This is a genomic window from Janthinobacterium algoris, from assembly GCF_051380935.1.
In the GTDB taxonomy this organism is placed as follows: domain Bacteria; phylum Pseudomonadota; class Gammaproteobacteria; order Burkholderiales; family Burkholderiaceae_D; genus Janthinobacterium.
Genome location: NZ_JBNYXZ010000003.1, coordinates 88,028 through 104,081, shown reverse-complemented (window position 1 = coordinate 104,081; position 16,054 = coordinate 88,028). Strand labels below are relative to the sequence as shown.

General features: G+C 64.6%; 12 protein-coding genes and 1 pseudogene. 7 read left to right on the top strand and 6 right to left on the bottom strand.

Annotated features, from left to right (window positions below; all coding sequences use genetic code 11):
- Positions 1–234 precede the first annotated feature (234 nt).
- Positions 235–2,706: a DUF3772 domain-containing protein gene (locus ACQ4W7_RS05410; protein ID WP_436529011.1), complete on the top strand. Its 2,472-nt coding sequence runs from the start codon at positions 235–237 to the stop codon at positions 2,704–2,706.
- On the opposite strand, the gene ACQ4W7_RS05405 is transcribed toward ACQ4W7_RS05410, so the two are convergent.
- Entirely contained in the window at positions 2,703–3,191 is a 489-nt protein-coding gene (locus ACQ4W7_RS05405; protein WP_436529009.1) for a DUF2938 domain-containing protein, read from the bottom strand. The genes ACQ4W7_RS05410 and ACQ4W7_RS05405 overlap by 4 nt on opposite strands.
- Positions 3,192–3,253: 62 nt before the next feature.
- On the opposite strand from ACQ4W7_RS05405, the gene ACQ4W7_RS05400 reads away from it, so the two are divergent.
- From ACQ4W7_RS05400 to ACQ4W7_RS05385, 4 genes are all read left to right on the top strand, one after another.
- Positions 3,254–3,898 carry an ArsR/SmtB family transcription factor gene (locus ACQ4W7_RS05400; protein ID WP_436529007.1) on the top strand — a complete coding sequence of 215 codons (645 nt, stop codon included), beginning with the start codon at positions 3,254–3,256 and terminating at the stop codon, positions 3,896–3,898.
- Complete coding sequence (locus tag ACQ4W7_RS05395) at positions 3,898–4,410, top strand: ClbS/DfsB family four-helix bundle protein (protein ID WP_436529005.1); 513 nt, start codon at positions 3,898–3,900, stop codon at positions 4,408–4,410. The genes ACQ4W7_RS05400 and ACQ4W7_RS05395 overlap by 1 nt, the downstream gene beginning before the upstream one ends.
- Before the next feature lie 108 nt (positions 4,411–4,518).
- Positions 4,519–6,234 carry an NAD+ synthase gene (locus tag ACQ4W7_RS05390; RefSeq protein ID WP_436529003.1) on the top strand — a complete coding sequence of 572 codons (1,716 nt, stop codon included), beginning with the start codon at positions 4,519–4,521 and terminating at the stop codon, positions 6,232–6,234.
- Entirely contained in the window at positions 6,231–7,286 is a 1,056-nt protein-coding gene (locus ACQ4W7_RS05385; RefSeq protein WP_426074750.1) for a bifunctional nicotinamide-nucleotide adenylyltransferase/Nudix hydroxylase, read from the top strand. The genes ACQ4W7_RS05390 and ACQ4W7_RS05385 overlap by 4 nt, the downstream gene beginning before the upstream one ends.
- Positions 7,287–7,314: 28 nt before the next feature.
- Here the strand turns inward: ACQ4W7_RS05385 and ACQ4W7_RS05380 are convergent, their stop codons facing one another.
- Both ACQ4W7_RS05380 and ACQ4W7_RS05375 read right to left on the bottom strand, forming a co-directional pair.
- A complete protein-coding gene (locus ACQ4W7_RS05380; RefSeq protein ID WP_426074749.1) occupies positions 7,315–8,145 on the bottom strand; it encodes a hypothetical protein in 831 nt (276 codons plus the stop codon).
- A gap of 139 nt (positions 8,146–8,284) precedes the next feature.
- A complete protein-coding gene (locus ACQ4W7_RS05375; protein ID WP_436529000.1) occupies positions 8,285–9,187 on the bottom strand; it encodes a LysR family transcriptional regulator in 903 nt (300 codons plus the stop codon).
- A 127-nt stretch (positions 9,188–9,314) separates the two neighbouring features.
- Here ACQ4W7_RS05375 and ACQ4W7_RS05370 point away from each other — a divergent pair, with 127 nt between their 5' ends.
- Entirely contained in the window at positions 9,315–10,736 is a 1,422-nt protein-coding gene (locus ACQ4W7_RS05370) for an MFS transporter (protein ID WP_436528999.1), read from the top strand.
- Positions 10,733–11,131 carry a DUF4440 domain-containing protein gene (locus ACQ4W7_RS05365; RefSeq protein ID WP_436528998.1) on the top strand — a complete coding sequence of 133 codons (399 nt, stop codon included), beginning with the start codon at positions 10,733–10,735 and terminating at the stop codon, positions 11,129–11,131. Before ACQ4W7_RS05370 ends, ACQ4W7_RS05365 begins: the two co-directional genes overlap by 4 nt.
- A gap of 1 nt (position 11,132) precedes the next feature.
- On the opposite strand, the pseudogene ACQ4W7_RS05360 reads toward ACQ4W7_RS05365, so the two are convergent.
- The 3 genes and pseudogenes from ACQ4W7_RS05360 to ACQ4W7_RS05350 form a co-directional block, all read right to left on the bottom strand.
- Positions 11,133–11,558 (bottom strand): annotated as a pseudogene (locus tag ACQ4W7_RS05360) (DUF1349 domain-containing protein).
- Positions 11,559–11,561: 3 nt separating this feature from the next.
- Positions 11,562–12,950 (bottom strand): efflux transporter outer membrane subunit, encoded by a 1,389-nt coding sequence (locus ACQ4W7_RS05355; RefSeq protein ID WP_436528996.1) that lies wholly within the window; start codon positions 12,948–12,950, stop codon positions 11,562–11,564.
- Positions 12,947–16,045, bottom strand: coding sequence for a MexW/MexI family multidrug efflux RND transporter permease subunit (locus tag ACQ4W7_RS05350; protein ID WP_436528994.1), 3,099 nt, complete (start codon positions 16,043–16,045; stop codon positions 12,947–12,949). The genes ACQ4W7_RS05355 and ACQ4W7_RS05350 overlap by 4 nt, the downstream gene beginning before the upstream one ends.
- Between the last annotated feature and the right edge of the window lie 9 nt (positions 16,046–16,054).

Genomic DNA, 16,054 nt, shown 5'->3' with positions numbered 1-16,054 from the left:
TTGAATCATTCTAAATTCAACTTTATGTTCACCTATATGCCCTAATTCCTTGCCGCACGAAAATTTCCGCCATCTATCGCAGGAGTGCGCTAGGCTGTCGCTGTTTGCCGTACAGTTCAGCAACTCCCGTAATACCCATCGCCCCGGTGCCGGCCGCCGCTGCTTTTTGCCGCTGCGCCTGCTGGCGCGATGCTGTCTCGCTTTCACCCGTATTGACCTGGCCGATAGGACCGCATGATTTCATTCCGTACCCCCCATTCTTTTTCTGCGCACCACCGTTGGCGTGGCTGGCTATTACCGCTGCTATTGACCTTGCTGCTGGCGTGCTCGCTATCTGCGCCGCCGGCCTGGTCGCAGCCCGTCGATGATGCGGCCACGGCCGATCAGCGCCTCGATGGCTTGCGCAAGCAGATCACGACCATTCAGAAGGCGCTCGATGGCGAGGCCGATCTCGATGATGCGACCCTGTCGCAGATGCGCGCCGATGCGCTGGCGGCCAGCGCCGAGGCGGACAAGGTGGCCGAGGCGCTCGCGCCCACGCTTTCCAGCGTGCAGGCGCGGCTGGCCGAGCTGGGCAAGCCGGCGGCGGGCACGAAAGATGCCCCTGACGTGGCAGCGCAACGCAGCCAGCTGGACCGCACCAGCAGCGCGCTCGATGCGCAGGTGAAGCTGGCGCGATTGCTGGCCGTGGAAGCGACGCAGGCGTCCGAGCAAGTATCGACGGTGCGCCGCGCGCAGTTGCAGGCGCGCCTGGGTGAGCGCACGGCATCGATCTTGGCCGGTTCCTTCTGGAAACAGCTGCATGGCGAACTGCCGCAAAATCTGCAACGCCTGCGAGCGCTGGAGCTGGAATTGGCCAACGCCGCGCGCGCTACGCCGTGGTCGGCCTGGGGCGGTTTGCTGGCCGGCATCGTGGCCGTGATCGGCGCCAGCGTCTGGGTGTCGCGCTATCTGCTGGTGGTGACGGCCACGCGCGTGCCGCATGGCCGCTTGCGCCGCTCCTTGCATGCGCTAGCCGTGCTGGTGCTGGCGCTGGCCACGCCGGGCTTGGTGGCCGAATTGCTGGCCATGGGGCTGCGCTGGGATGGCGGCCTGTCCGAAAAAACTTCGACTTTCCTCAGCAGCTTGATCGGCATCATCTGTTTTGCCGGTTTTACGGCGGGCTTGGGCCACGCGCTGCTGTCGCCCTGGCGCGTGTCGTGGCGTTTGCTGCCCCTGCCTGATGCGCTGGCGCACCGCTTGCGCCATTTTCCGTCAACGTTTGCCTTCATCGTAGTGCTGGTGTGGGCCACGGAACGGGTCACCATCGTCATCAATGCGGGTCTGTCGACGGCAGTGGCCGTCAATTGCATCGTCGCCCTGGTGATGAGCACGACCATCGCCTATGGCTTGATGCGCGCCGAGCGTTGCTGGCGCCTGTTGCGCGAGGCCGACCCCGCCAGCTTGATCACGCCGCTGTGGCTGCGCTGCGTCACGGTGCTGCTGTGGTTGGCGCTGGCGTCGAGCGTCATCAGCTTGCTGGTCGGTTATGTGGCCTTCGGCAGTTTTATCGCCAAGCAAATCGCCTGGGTCATCGTGGTGGTGGGCAGCACCTATCTGCTGACGGTGCTGGTCGACGATATCTGCATGCTGCTGGCATCCACCCCGCCGCCGCCGGACGCCGTCAATCCCGTGCTGGCCACGCCCAAGGCGCGCGACCAGGCGGCCGTGCTGCTGTCGGGCATCGGCCGTGCCATCGTCGTGCTGCTGGCCCTGATGCTGCTGCTGGCGCCGTTCGGCGAAGGTCCGGGCGAGCTGTTCCAGCGGGTCGGCAAGCTACAGGATGGCCTGGCCATCGGCGAGGTGGCGATCCGCCCTGCCGCGCTGATCCAGGCCCTGCTGGTGCTGGTGGTGGGCTTTGTTGCGCTGGGTCTGTTCAAGCGCTGGCTGCAAAACAGTTATTTGCCGACCACCAATCTCGATTCTGGCATGCAAGTGTCGTTCATCACGCTGTTTGGCTATATTGGCGGCGTGCTGGCCGTGGCGCTGGCCCTGTCGGCGGCCGGTATCGGCCTGGAACGCATCGCATGGGTGGCGTCGGCCTTGTCGGTGGGTATCGGTTTTGGCTTGCAGGCGGTGGTGCAGAACTTCGTCTCCGGCCTGATTTTATTGGCCGAGCGTCCCGTCAAGGTGGGCGACTGGGTCTCGCTGGGCGGCGTGGAAGGCGACATTCGCCGCATCAATGTACGCGCCACGGAAATTCAACTGGGCGACCGTTCCACGGTGATCGTGCCGAACTCGGAATTCATCACCAAGACGGTGCGCAACGTCACGCACGCCAATCCCCTGGGCCTGGTGCAGGTCAAGTTGCCGCTGCCGCTGGGCACGGATGCGCAGGCGGCGCGCGCGCTGATCCTGTCCACCTTTGTCGACAATCCTGACGTGCTCGACACGCCGGCGCCCAGCGTGCAGCTCGACGGCATCGACAATGGCTTGTTGCTGTTCAACGCCACCGGCTATGCCTCGTCGCCGCGCCTGACGGCAGGCATCCGCAGCGCCCTGTTGTTCGAGCTGCTCAAGCGCCTGGACGAGGCGCATATCGCGATTGCCAAGCCCAGCACGATGGTGCTGAGCAGCGTACCGGCGCAGCCGGAGACGCCGGCCATCTCTGCAGCGGTACCCACACCGACTGCGGCGCCGGCACCCGTGCCGCCGTTGACGTCTTAACGCACGGTCGACCACAGCAGGGCCGTCAGGTACAGGCCGATGCCGAACGCCGTGTGGGCCATCAGGCTGCGCAGGCGGGCGGCGGCTGGATGCGATGTCTTGCTGGCGGCGACGCCAGCGCCCATGCCCGGCTGCAAGATGCAAAACGGCGCGGCCACGCTCACGAGGCCCACCAGCAGCGCCGGCGCGAACGTCGGCTGTTGCACCCACTCCCGCTCCACCAGCGCCAGCAGCACGGCCGCAAACAGCACACCGATCACATAATGGGCGCTCCAGCCCATGACCGCTTCATCGCGCACGGGCGCCGCCTGGGCGATGTTGGCATGCGTCAAAGTACCGCGTGGCAGATGGCCCAGCCAGCGTCCCACCATCGCAAAGTTCAGCGAGGGAATGCACCAGAAGCGCTTTAACGCTATCGCCCACACATCCATCACCGCCGTCGCGCCCACGCCGATCGCCAAGGCATCCAGCCAGAGTATTTGCATCGCTAACCCTTATAACATTCAATTTGTTGATTGAATGTTATAAGGGTGCTAGCATCGTGTCAATGAAAAATGCCGACATCGAATTTCTCACCGGTTCCGCCGGGTTTGCCCATATTTTGGGCAGCGCGCCGCGTCTGCGCCTGCTCGAGCAAATCGCGCAGGGCGAGTATGCGGTGGAGCAACTGGTGGAGTTGACGGGCCTGTCCGTGGCGAATACCTCCCAGCATTTGCAGCAGTTGCGGCGCACCGGCTTCGTGCAGGCGCGGCGCGACGGTAAGCGCGTGCTGTACCGGCTCGGTAGCGGCCCTGTCATGCAGTTGCTCGATGCGCTGGCGCTGTATGCGCAGCATCAGCGCAGCGAGTTGCAGACGCTGAGCCGGGGTGACCATGTGGAAGCGATCACGGGCGAGGAGCTGCTCTCACGCATGCAGGAAGCCAGCATCACCGTGCTCGACGTGCGGCCCGCGCAGGAGTTTGCTGCCGGCCATTTGCCCGGTGCGATCAATATTCCCTTTGAAGACTTGCAGCGCCGCCTTGCCGAGCTACCTGCCAACCAGGACATCGCCGCGTATTGCCGCGGCCCGTATTGCGTGCTGTCCGTGCAGGCGGTGGCGGTCTTGCGCCAGCACGGCTTGCATGCGCGCCGTCTCGGCAGCGGCTACGACGACTGGCAGGCGGCCGGCTTGCCTGTCGTGAAGGCGGCGTGATGGCGATCCCGAACAGCAAGCAGGAACTGGTCGAGGCGATTAGCACCACCTACGCCAAGCTGGCGCAGGAGCTGGCGCGCGTGCCACCGGCCTTGGCGCGCGCACCCGTGCTGGAGGGGCAAGTGAAGGGCACGCGCATGAGCGTGTGCGATCTGCTCGCGTATCTGGTGGGGTGGAACGAGCTGGTCTTGCACTGGCACGCGCAGCTGCGCGAAGGCAAGCGCATCGAGGACATCGCCTTTCCCGCCGAAGGTTTCACGTGGAACGCTCTGGGTCCACTGGCGCAACGCTTCTATGCCGACTATGCTGAACTGGGCATGGAAGACTTGCTGCAGCGCCTGGAACAGGCGAAAAACCAGCTGCTGGCGCTGATCGAGGCGCACGACGATGCGCAGTTGTATGGCCAACCCTGGTACACGCATTACACGATGGGACGCATGATCCAGTTCAATACCTCGTCGCCGTATGCGAATGCACGTACGCGCTTGCGGGCCTGGCTCAAGACCTTGTAGCTGCTTGATCGGCAGGCTTGCACGATTGCATCAGTACCTTCAGAAAATTTTTCAGGCAGGATAGTGGTCTCAAGTGCCACCATTATGCGTAACCAATGAAGGATCACCATGCTGACCATCGCCCTCGCCCAGCTGAATCCCACCGTGGGCGACTTCGACGCCAATGTCGCCACCATCATCGCGCGCATGCAGCGCGCCAGCAGCGATGGCGCCGACCTGCTGGTGTGCCCCGAACTGTCGCTGTGCGCGTATTACCCGGGCGACCTGTTCGAGGATGCCGCCTTCCTGCGCGACATGCAACAGGCGCTGGAAACCTTGCTGCAGGCATCGACGCGCTGGCCGGTGCTGGTCACCGTCATCGGCACGGCGCGGCCCAATCCCGGCGTTGGCAAGCCGCTGTATAACGCCTTGTTGGCCATCCGCGACGGGCGCATCGTGGCCGAATACTACAAGCAGCTGCTGCCGACGTATGGCATCTTCGACGAGGGCCGCCATTTCGAGCCGGGCCCGCCCGGTGCCTGCACCATGTCCATCGCCGGCTGCAAGGTGGGCTTCATGATTTGCGAGGATGGCTGGAACGACGACGGCCGCGCCTACGCCGTCAACCCCTTCGAGGCACTGCACGCGGCGCGGCCCGACCTGGTCGTCAGCATCAATGCCAGCCCGTCTGACATCGGCAAGCGCGCGCAGCGCCACGCCGTGTTTGGCGCCGCCAGCGCGCGCGTCAACTTGCCCCTGCTCTTCGTCAACCAGGTGGGGGGCCAGGACCAACTTGTGTTCGACGGCGCCTCGTTTGCCATCTCACCCAGCCTGGGCGTGCAGTTCGAGGCGGCCCGCTTCGTCGAGGATTTTCCATTGCTGCGCTTTGCCGACGGTCGTTTCGCGCAGCCCGATGGCCAGCCTTTCCCCGTGCCGGACCCGGACGGCATTTCCGCCGTGGAGTTTGCGCGGCGTCAGATCGTGCTGGGTTTGCGAGACTACGCGCGCCGTTGCCGTTTCACGAAAGTTGTCGTCGGCTGCTCGGGCGGCATCGATTCGGCGCTGACCCTGGCCTTGGCCGTCGAAGCGCTGGGTGCCGACAACGTGGCGGCGATCACCATGCCATCTGTCTTTTCCAGTGCCGGCTCCGTCACCGATTCCGTCGCCCTGTGCGCCAACCTTGGCATTGCCCTGTACACGCACCCGATACGCGACATCGTGGCGCAGTACGAAGTCGGCTACGCGGCCGCCTTCGACGGCAAGCTGCAAGGACTGCCGTTGGAAAACCTGCAGGCGCGTGTGCGCGGCACCATATTGATGGAATACTCGAATGCCTTCGGCGCCCTGCTGCTTACCACCGGCAACAAGAGTGAAATCTCGGTTGGCTACTGCACCCTGTACGGCGACACGAACGGGGGACTGGGGCTGATCGGCGACCTGTATAAAACCGAAGTGTTCGCCCTGTCGCGCCATCTCAACGCCAGCGCCGGGCGCGCACTGATTCCTCTCGCCGTGCTGGATAAACCCCCGTCGGCGGAGCTGGCGCCGGGCCAGCGCGACACCGACAGCCTGCCGCCATATCCCGTGCTCGATGAAATTTTGAAGTGGCATATCGAGGGACGGCGCCTGCCGGCACAGGAAAGCGCGCAAGCGCTGACCCTGGTCGATCAGCTGCGCGAGACGGACGAGGGTCGGGCGCTGGTGACGCGCATCCTTGGCATGGTCGCCCGCAACGAATACAAGCGGCGCCAGGCGGCGCCCATCATCCGCGTGCGTTCGCGCGCCTTTGGCAGCGGGCGCCAATTGCCGATCGCCGCCCACTACCCCACCGGAGACGACGCATGACCCTTGCCTATTCCGCTGACGCCGCCATCCTGATCGGCCGCTTCCAGCCTTTTCATAATGGCCATGCCGGCTTGCTGCAAACGGCGTTGGCCACCGCCGCCCAGGTGGTGGTGGTGCTCGGTTCCGCCTTCCATGCGCGCAGCCCGAAGAATCCGTTTACGTGGCAGGAGCGGGCCGCCATGATCGCCGCCACCCTGCCCGAGGCGCAGCGCGCGCGCGTGCATTACGTGGCCGTGCGCGATTATTACGATGATGGCCTGTGGGCCGATGCCGTGCGGCGCGCCGTGGCGGGCGCCGTGCCCGCGGCGCAGCGCGTCACCCTGGTGGCTTGCTTCAAGGACGCCACCAGCTACTATCTGCACCACTTCCCGCACTGGCAGTTACTCAATCTGGAGATCGATCCTGGTTCACCGATTGGCGCGACGGCGATCCGCAACGTGCTGTTTGAAGCTGAGGATGTGGATGTGTCGCTGAGCGCCGTGGCGCAGCTGCTACCGGCGGCCATCGGCCAGTATTTAAAAGCGTGGACCTTGTTGCCGTGGTACGCGCCGCTGGTGCAGGAATACCGCGCCATCGAGGCTTACAAGGCGCGCTGGCGCACGGCGCCATATGCGCCCATCTTTTGCACCGTGGACGCGCTGGTGCAGACGGGCGGCCACGTCTTGCTCGTGCGCCGCGGTGGCTATCCGGGCAAGGGCCTCTGGGCCTTGCCCGGTGGCTTCCTGGAACCGCGCGAACGCCTGCTGCAGGGCGCCCTGCGCGAACTGGCGGAAGAAACCCAGCTGGGCGTGCTGGCGCCCACCCTCGTCGAGGCGCTGGTCGGCGTGGCCGTGTTCGACCACCCGGATCGCAGCCAGCGCGGCCGCACCATCACGCATGCGCATTATTTCGACCTGAAGACGCGCCAGCTGCCGGCCGTGACGGCGGCCGACGATGCGGCGCTGGCCGAGTGGGTGCCCGTGGCATCGCTGCCGGCCATGGAAGAGCAATTCTTCGAAGACCACTTTCATATTCTGAACCACTTCCTGCAGCTCACGCACGAGGGGCGCTGAGGGGGCGTTTTCCCCCTCTCGTCGCGTGTCAGGACATCACGCGTTCCCAGCCATGCCTGACGGCCGCCTTGAAGTCGTTCCATGCCGACTGCGGATACGTGTGTTCCCAGGTGCTGCGCAGTTCAAGCTCGACCTCTTCCCAGCTTTGCCCCCGATAGCTGTCGCTGCCCGCCATCGAATGGCCATAGCGGTAGGCGGGATCGTAGTCGTCGAAGCGCCCGCCGCTGGACGCATACTGGTTACTCCAGTGGTTGCGGTAATACTGCTCGTCGTCGTAGTTGGTGCCTGGCAGGTTGTCGGCGCTTGGATAGCGGCGCACGTTGGCGCCCGCATTGGACGGCGGCGATGCCATGCCGCCCGCAAATTGCTGCGACGCCGCTGCCGCCGCGTTCAGGTTGCCGCTGGGCGTGCCTTGCTGCGATGATGCGCTTGACTGCATGCTGGCGCCTTGGCGCATCGCGCTGTCGTTTTGCGGCATGCCTTGCCAGCCGCCCGCGCGCCAGTGGTCGGCGTGCGCATCGATGTCAAGCGGCGCGTAGCGCTCGACGATGTCGGTGGCGCGCTCGATATCGGCGTCGCTGGCCCCTTCCAGTGTCAGCACGACATGCCCGCGCCGCACGGCTTCCGCATAGATGTGGCGGTCGGCGTGGCCGCCGAACAGGTCCGTAAAGAAATGCTTGATGTTGTCGAGCAGGCTGTCGCTGTCGTCGCGGCGGATGTTTTCCGTGGCGGAAATATCGTCACTGCCCGCATCGTGCAGGCGGATGCTGGCGCCGGAAAAGCCAGCCGTGATCAGGTCGTGCCGGGCGCGCTCGGCCATGTCGCGCAGGACGAAAACTGCTGCCAATGTGTGTGCCATGATGATCTCCAATCGGTGAACAACGTCCTGTCAGTGTAGGCCGTGCACAAGAAAAAGGGCGCTCGTTTGCCCCTTGGAAATCGTTGTATTCAACAAGTATTATCGACGTGATATGGGCAGCGTGGCGCCACGTGAAACCTCAGGCGGGCGTGCCCACGAACGCGCGCAAAAAGTCGATAAAGGCGCGCACCTTTTCCGCAATATGCTGGGTGTTCGGATACATGGCATACACGCCCTGCTGCGGAAAGACGACGTCGGGCAGCAGGCGGCGCAGGCGTCCCGCGCGCACTTCCCCTTCTACTTGCCACTGCGGCAGCAGGGCCACGCCGCAGCCACCCAGGGCAAAGCCCAGCAGGGCCGAGGCGGAGTCGGAATGGATGGCGGCCTCGTCCTGCACGGTGAAGGCGGCGGGACCGTCCGGCGTCTGCACGTCCCAGCGCAGCGGCGTGCTGAGCCGGCTGTGCGCCAGCCAGCGCGCGCGCTGCAAGTCGGGCAAGGTGGCGATGTCCTTGCCGGGCAGGCTGGCCAGGTAGGCGGGCGAGGCGACGGGCCAGATGGCGTAGCGCTCCACCAGCGAAGCGCGGTAGCTAGAATCGTTGAGTGAACCCATGCGGATGGCCAGATCATAGCCGCCCGAAATGAGGTCTTCATGCGAGGACGACGAGGAATGCTGGATTTGCAGCTGCGGATGGGCGGCGGCAAAGGCGATCATCGCGGGGATCACCGTGCGGCTGCCGTATTCGACGGTGGTGGTCAGGCGTAGCGTGCCGCGCAAGCCCTGATGCCCCTGGCGCGCCGTCTCGATGGCGCTCTGCGCTTCGCTCAGCACACGCTGGCAATCTTCGTAAAAACGCCGCCCCACGTCAGTCAGCGCCAGGCTCCGCGTGCTGCGCGTGAGCAGCGACACGCCCAGCTCCGCCTCCAGCTGTTTCAAGTTAAAACTGACGACGGCCTTGCTCTGGCCCAGCACGGCGGCTGCCGCCGTCAGCGAACCGGCATCGACGATGGCGATAAAAATACCCAGGCGGTCGAGACTGATCATAGATAACAGTGAGAAGAAATGCCGGTTGCAAGGTTTTGTCAAAATTTGTTTGACAGTGTAATCGGGGCTGGCCCGTTACGCAAATGGCGATGGGCGCTTAAGCTGGCCGTTTGCCATTCGGAGCACCATGGACTATCGCAAAAAGGTCGCGGCCATTTATCTGCTGGGGTTTTTCGTCGACCTGATCAACATGTTCATCACCAGCGTCGCCTACCCCGACATCGGCCATGCCCTGCACGCCTCGGTGGCGCAGCTGGCCTGGATCAGCACCGGCTACATTCTCGGCCTGACCATCGTCATCCCGGCCAGCGCCTGGCTGGCTGCCTATTATGGCGGCAAAACCGTGTTCATGGCATCGTTGCTAACTTTTTTATGCGCCAGCATCGGCGCCGGCCTGGCACCGTCGACCGAGGCGCTGATTATCTGGCGCTGCGTGCAGGGCCTGGGCGGCGGCTTGCTCATCCCGCTGGGGCAAAGCATGACCTACCAGTTATACCGGCCTGCCGAGCGCCCCGGCCTGTCCTCCGTCATCATGCTGGTGGGCTTGCTGGCGCCCGCCCTCTCGCCCGCCTTGGGCGGCGTGATCGTCGACAGTCTCTCGTGGCGCTGGATTTTCTACCTGAACGTGCCGTTTGCGGCGCTGGCGCTGCTGCTGGCCGCCTGTTGGCTGCGTCCCGACCCGCCTCGCGCGACCGTTACCCGCCTCGACGTGAGCGGCTTGTTGGCGGGCAGCACGGCGATTTTGCTGCTGTTGCTGGGCTTGAGCATGCTGGGCACGCCGGGCGAGCTGGCCGCTGGCGCCGGTCTGCTGGCGCTGGGCGCCGTCTGCGCATGGGGCTATGTGCGCGGCGCGCTGCGCAAATCCACGCCGCTGCTCAACCTGCGTCTGGCCGCCGAACCCCTGCTGCGCATTGCCATGTTGATGTATCTGCTGGTGCCGGGTGTATTCATGGGCGTGAGCTTGCTGGCCATGCTGTACCTGCAGGGCGTGCTGGGCATGTCGGCGTCGACGGCGGGTGCGCTGATGCTGCCGTGGGCGCTGGCCTCGTTTGCGGCCATTGCGCTGACCGGTAAAAGCTACCGCCGCGTGGGTCCGCAACCCCTGTTCATCGCCGGCGCGCTGTTGCAGGCGGCGGGCATGCTGATGCTGCTGCGGGTGGATGCGGCAGGTCAGCTGTTCTGGCTGGCCGGCGCGTATGCCGTGATGGGTTTTGGCGGCGGCTTGTGCAGCAGCACGGCGCAAAGCACGGCCTACTTGCGCACGCCGGACGCGCAATTGAGCCAGGCCAGCGCGGTGTGGAATATCAACCGCCAACTGGGATTTTGCCTGGGCGTGGCGCTGCTTAGCGTACTACTGAATGGCTTGCTGGCGGCGCAGGGCATCGGCAGCCTGGACGACCCTGCCCTGCATGCGCGCGCGGCGCAGGTGTTTCACTGGTGTTTTGCGCTGGCAGCCGCCTCGTGCGTGCTGCCTTTGGCGCTGTGCCTGCGCATCGATAACCGTGCCATTCTCGATCTTTTACATCACCATGGAGCAAGCAAAAAATGAATGCAACGAATCCCTATTTTGACGACGTTTTATCTACGCATGTGCTGATCCGCGACTGGCTTTCTGGCGAAGCGGCGGCAGCGGAAAACTGCGCCCAATTGCTGGCGCGTTTCTCGCCCGATTTCACGATGGTGGCGCCGGGCGGCAAGCAGCTCGATGGCGCCGGCTTAACAAAGTTTTTCCGCGCAGCCGGCGGCAGCCGTCCGGGCCTTGCCATGCGCATCACCGACCTGACATTGATCCAGGAAAGTGCCGCCGGCGCCAGCGTAACTTACCGCGAGTTCCAGTCGCTGCCCGGCGGCGACAGCACCGAGCGCCTGTCGACCGTCGTGTATGAAAAAACAGCGGCTGGAACGCTGCATTGGCGCCATTTGCACGAGACGTGGGCGGCTTGATCTAGCTCACATCATGCAAGTCTTTTTGTTGCGCCGGAGCGATGGAAAAGCGGGAAAAAACCACTTCCAGCCCACCGCGTTCCGGCGTGCAGCACATGGGTCCCACGCGGTAGTTGCTGGCCTCGGGAAACGGCGCCAGGCGCAGCAGCGGCCAGCGCAGGCCATCGGTCGAATACTGCACCCGGATCACGCCCTGCTCCACCGTCACGCGCAGTCAGAAACCATTGGGCATGGCAGGGGCAAGGCTGACGGCCCAATCCGATTTCTCCAGCGTCAGCACGGTGCTCAGCAGCAGCTGGCCATCGGAAAATTCGACGCCGCATTTGATCCAGTTTTCCGCATCGATGCGCACCATCATGCCGGCCTGGTCGTACAGCGCAGCGTACTGCGCCGCCACGTGCAGCTGCGCCGTAAAATCGCCCTCGATATTTCACATAGTGTGCCCCCATCCCAGCGCCTTGTACAGGGCGATCGCATCGATATAGGACGCCGTTTCCACCTGCAACGCTTCGCGCCGGATATCGTACAAGGCGCGCTGATTTTCCAGCACCGCCTGGTAACTGCCGGAACCGCTCTGATAGCGCGTGTTGGCGATATCGAGGGCGGCATTGCCGTGGCGCGCCGATTTCAGAAAGGAAGCCAATCGCGTCTGGTTTTCCGCCAGTTGCGTGACGGCGTTTTCCACGTCTTCCTGCGCCACCAGGATGGCTTGCGCATAGCGCGCCAGGGCGCCCTGCGCCTCCGCCTGCGTGCCGCGCAAGCGTGCCTTGACGCTGCCCAGGCGGAAGGCTGGATAGCTGACGGAGGGCGCTACCTCGAAGGCGCGCGCGCCGCCATCGAACACGCCGCTGCCGCGCAGCGCAAAGAAGCCTAAAAAGCCACCCAGGCTCAGGCGCGGATACAGGTCGGCCGTGGCCGCCCCCACGTCTTCGCTGGAAGCTGCCAGCAGGCGCTCGGCGCGCACCACGTCGGGACGCTGCTTGATCAAGCGGTTCACGTCGCCGAGCGGCAGCTGGCCCGCCAGCGGCGCTTCCTGGCGCGGCATGGTCGCCAGCGAAATGGCGCCCGGCGCTTGGCCGCTCAGCACATCGAGCCGATACTGCGCCTGGCGCAGGCCCGCCTGCAAGGAAGGCAGCATCGCATCGCTGCGCGCCAGGTTGGCCAGCGCGTTGTGGCGTTCTTCCGGCAAGCCGCTGCCGGCGCGGATGCGCGCGTCGATCAGGGCCACCGTATCGCGCCAGCTTTGCACCTGCGCCTGCGTCAGCGCCAGGTTTTGCTGGTAACCCAGGGCCTCGTAGTAATTGCGCGCCACATCGGCGGCTATCGTCAACTGCACTTGCCGCAAATCCGCCTGCGCCGCGTCGGCGCGCGCCTGCGCCGAGCGGCTGATATGGGCGAGGCGGCCGAACAGGTCGATTTCCCATTGCGCGTCGAAGCCCACGCGCGTGCTGGCGCTGGCGGCGCGGCTATCGGCTGTGTTTTGCTGCACCTGGCGTTGCCATCCCGCCTGGCTGGTGACGGCAGGCAGTTCATCGAGGCGGCGCTCGTCGAAGACGGCGCGCGCGGCCAGCAAGTTCGCCTGCGCCTGCGCGATATCGAGGTTGTGTTCGAGCGCGCTGGCGATCAGTTGCGACAGGCGCGCATCGTCGAAAAATGTCCACCAGGCGGTCTCGCTGACGGCGCTCGCACCGGGCGCGAATTGCGCTTGCTGCGGACTGGCCAGATGGACGTCGGGCGTGCCTGGCGTGACGTAGGCGGGACTGACGACGCAGCCGGCTAGCAGGGGGAAAAGGGAGACAAGAAAGCGGTAGTTTTTCATAGGGATTCCTTCAGCGCCTGCGACAGGTCGCGCGCGCGCGGCGTGGCATGGTCGGCCGTATGGCGGCGGGCCAAAAAGGTGTACACGGTGGGCAGCACGAACAGGGTGAAGAAGGTGCCGATCAACATGCCGGAAACGATCACCACGCCCAGACCGAAGCGGCTGTTGGCGCCCGCGCCGGAAGCGAACAGCAGCGGTACCAGGCCCACCACCATGGCGGCCGTCGTCATCAGAATGGGGCGCAAGCGGATTTGCGCCGCCTTGCGGATGGCCGTGATGCGGTCCAGCTGTTCATGCACCTGCAATTCGTTGGCAAATTCCACCATCAAGATGCCATGTTTGCTGATCAAGCCGATCAGGGTCACGAGGCCGATCTGCGTATAGATATTGACGGTGGCGTAGCCCAGCGCCAGCGGAATCAGGGCGCCGCAAATCGACAGGGGCACCGTGATCAGGATGATCAAAGGGTCCGTCAGGCTTTCATACTGGGCCGCCAGCACCAGGTAAATCACGACGACGGCCGCGAGGAAGGCCAGCAGCAGGGCATTGCCTTCCGTGGCGAACTGGCGTGCGTCCGATTGCCAGTCGTAGCTGAAGCCCGGTGGCAGGGTTTTCGCCACACCGTCGAGGAAGGCCACGGCATCGCCCAGGGTTACGCCCGGCGCCGGCACGCCCTGAAAGGTGGCCGCATTTTGCTGATTGAACTGTGTCAGCATGTTCGGCTCGATCTGTTCCGTCACCGACACGACGGCCGACAGGGGCAGCAGGCTGCCATCGTCGGCGCGCACGTACTGCTGCGTCAGGGCTTGCGCCGTGAGCCGCTGTTCGCGCGGGCTTTGCGCGATGACGTCATACGCGCGGCCATCCATGCCAAAGCGGTTCAGGTAATTTTCGCCCACCAGCACGGCCAGCGATTCACCGATATCCTGCATCTGGATACCCAGGCTGTTCGCCTTGGAGCGGTCCACGCGCACTTTCACCACGGGGTTGTTGTAATCGAGGTCGCTGTCGACGACGGCAAACAAGCCGCTATCGCGTGCGCGCTGCTTGACGTCTTCCATGGTGCGGAACAGGGTGGCGTAATCTTGCGCGCTGCGCAAGACTAGCTGCACGGGCAAGCCGCCGCTCGATCCCGGCAAGGGCGCCAGCTGGAAGGCGAAGATGCTGGTGCCTTCCACATCGCCCACGGCGTGCTGGAGTTCTGCCTGGATGACGGCTGCATTGCGCGAGCGTTCGGCCCATGGCGTGAGGTTGATGCCGCCGATGCTCGATGCCGGGCCTTCGCCGCCATTGATGATCCAGCGCGACGCCGTTTCGGGAATATTTTTGTAAATGTCATCGAGCTTGTACGAGAAGCGCTCGACGTAATCGAGGTTGGCGTGTTGCGGCGCCTTGATCGCCGTCAAGACGCTGGCCTGGTCTTCCGCCGGCGCCAGTTCGCGCTGCGGCAGCAGGTACAAAAACGGCAGACTGACCATTACCAGCGCGGCGAACCCGGCGCTCAGCCAGCGGTGGTGCAAGGAGCGGTCCAGCAGGCGCGCATAGCGGCTGGTGAGGCCCTCGAAGAAATGCTCGGCGGCGCGCGCCATGCGCCCTTCCAATTGTTTCGGCTGCAGCAGCAAGGAGCTCATCACGGGCGACAAGGTCAAGGCCACTACGCCCGACACCACCACGGCGCCGGCCAGGGTCAGCGCGAATTCCTTGAACAGCGCGCCGGTGAGACCCCCCATCATGCCGATGGGTGCATACACGGCCGCCAGGGTGATCGTCATGGCAATCACGGGGCCGGCCACTTCACGCGCGCCCACCAGGGCCGCCGCCACGGGCGTCTTGCCTTCCTCGATATGGCGGTGCACGTTTTCCACCACGACGATGGCGTCATCGACCACCAGGCCCACGGCCAGCACCATTGCCAGCAGGGTGAGCAGATTGATGCTGAAGCCGAAGGCCAGCATCAGCGCCGCCGCACCCAGCATCGACAGCGGTATCGTCACGACGGGAATCAGCACCGAGCGCAAGGAACCCATGCACAGGTAGATAACGATGAAGACAATCACAAGCGCTTCGAGCAGGGTGTGCGCCACTTCGTCGATGGACGACTGGATAAAGCGCGCCGTCTCGAATGCCAACTCGACTTTCACGCCGGGCGGCAGGGTTTTCTGTATCTCCGGCAGCAGTTTCTTGATGCCGTCGACAATCACCAGCGGGTTGCCGCCCGGCGTGGGTGACAGGCCCAGGTACACGGCTGGCACGCCATCCATGATGCCGCTCGTTTCCGTCGCGGCCGCGCCCAGTTCCACCGTGCCCACGTCCTTCAGGCGCACGAGGGATGCGCTGTCCTTTGCATCGCCGCCCTTCTTGACGACCATGTCGCGGAATTCCGCCACGCTGGTCAGGTCGGTGTTGACGCTGATGTTCGAGACGACGAATTGTCCCTTCACTTTGCCGGGCGCCGCCTGGTAGTTATTGCGCCGCACGGCGTCGGCCACGTCGGCCGCCGTCAGGCCGCGCGCCGCCAGTTTCGCCGGGTCGATCCACAAACGCATGGCCAGTTGCTGGCCGCCATACACGTCGACCTTCGCCACGCCATCGATGGTGGCGAACATCGGCTGCACCACGCGCGCCAGGTAGTCCGTCAGCGCGGGCGCCGACACGCTCTCGCTGGCAAAGCCGACATACGCGACGGCCGAGGAATCGCCGGCCGAGCGCTCGATGACAGGATCGAAGGCGCCTTCGGGCAGCTTGTAGCGCACCTGGTTAACCTTGGCCATGACTTCCGTCAACGCCTGCGTGGAATCGCGGTTCAGTTCCATGCGCACGGTCACCGTGCTGCTGCCTTGCACCGACGACGAGGTCAGGTAGTCGATGCCTTCCACCGACGACACGGCTTGCGCAATCGGCTGCGTCACAAAACCCTGCATCAGTTCCGCCGAGGCGCCCGGATAGTTGGTGGTGACGGTGATGGTGGACGATTCGAGCATCGGATATTGGCGTATCGGCAGTTGCTTGATGGCGATCACGCCCAGCATCAGAATCAGGGTGCTGATCACCAGCGCCAGCACGGGGCGGCGCACGAATAAGTCGGTAAATTTCATGGTAGCGTG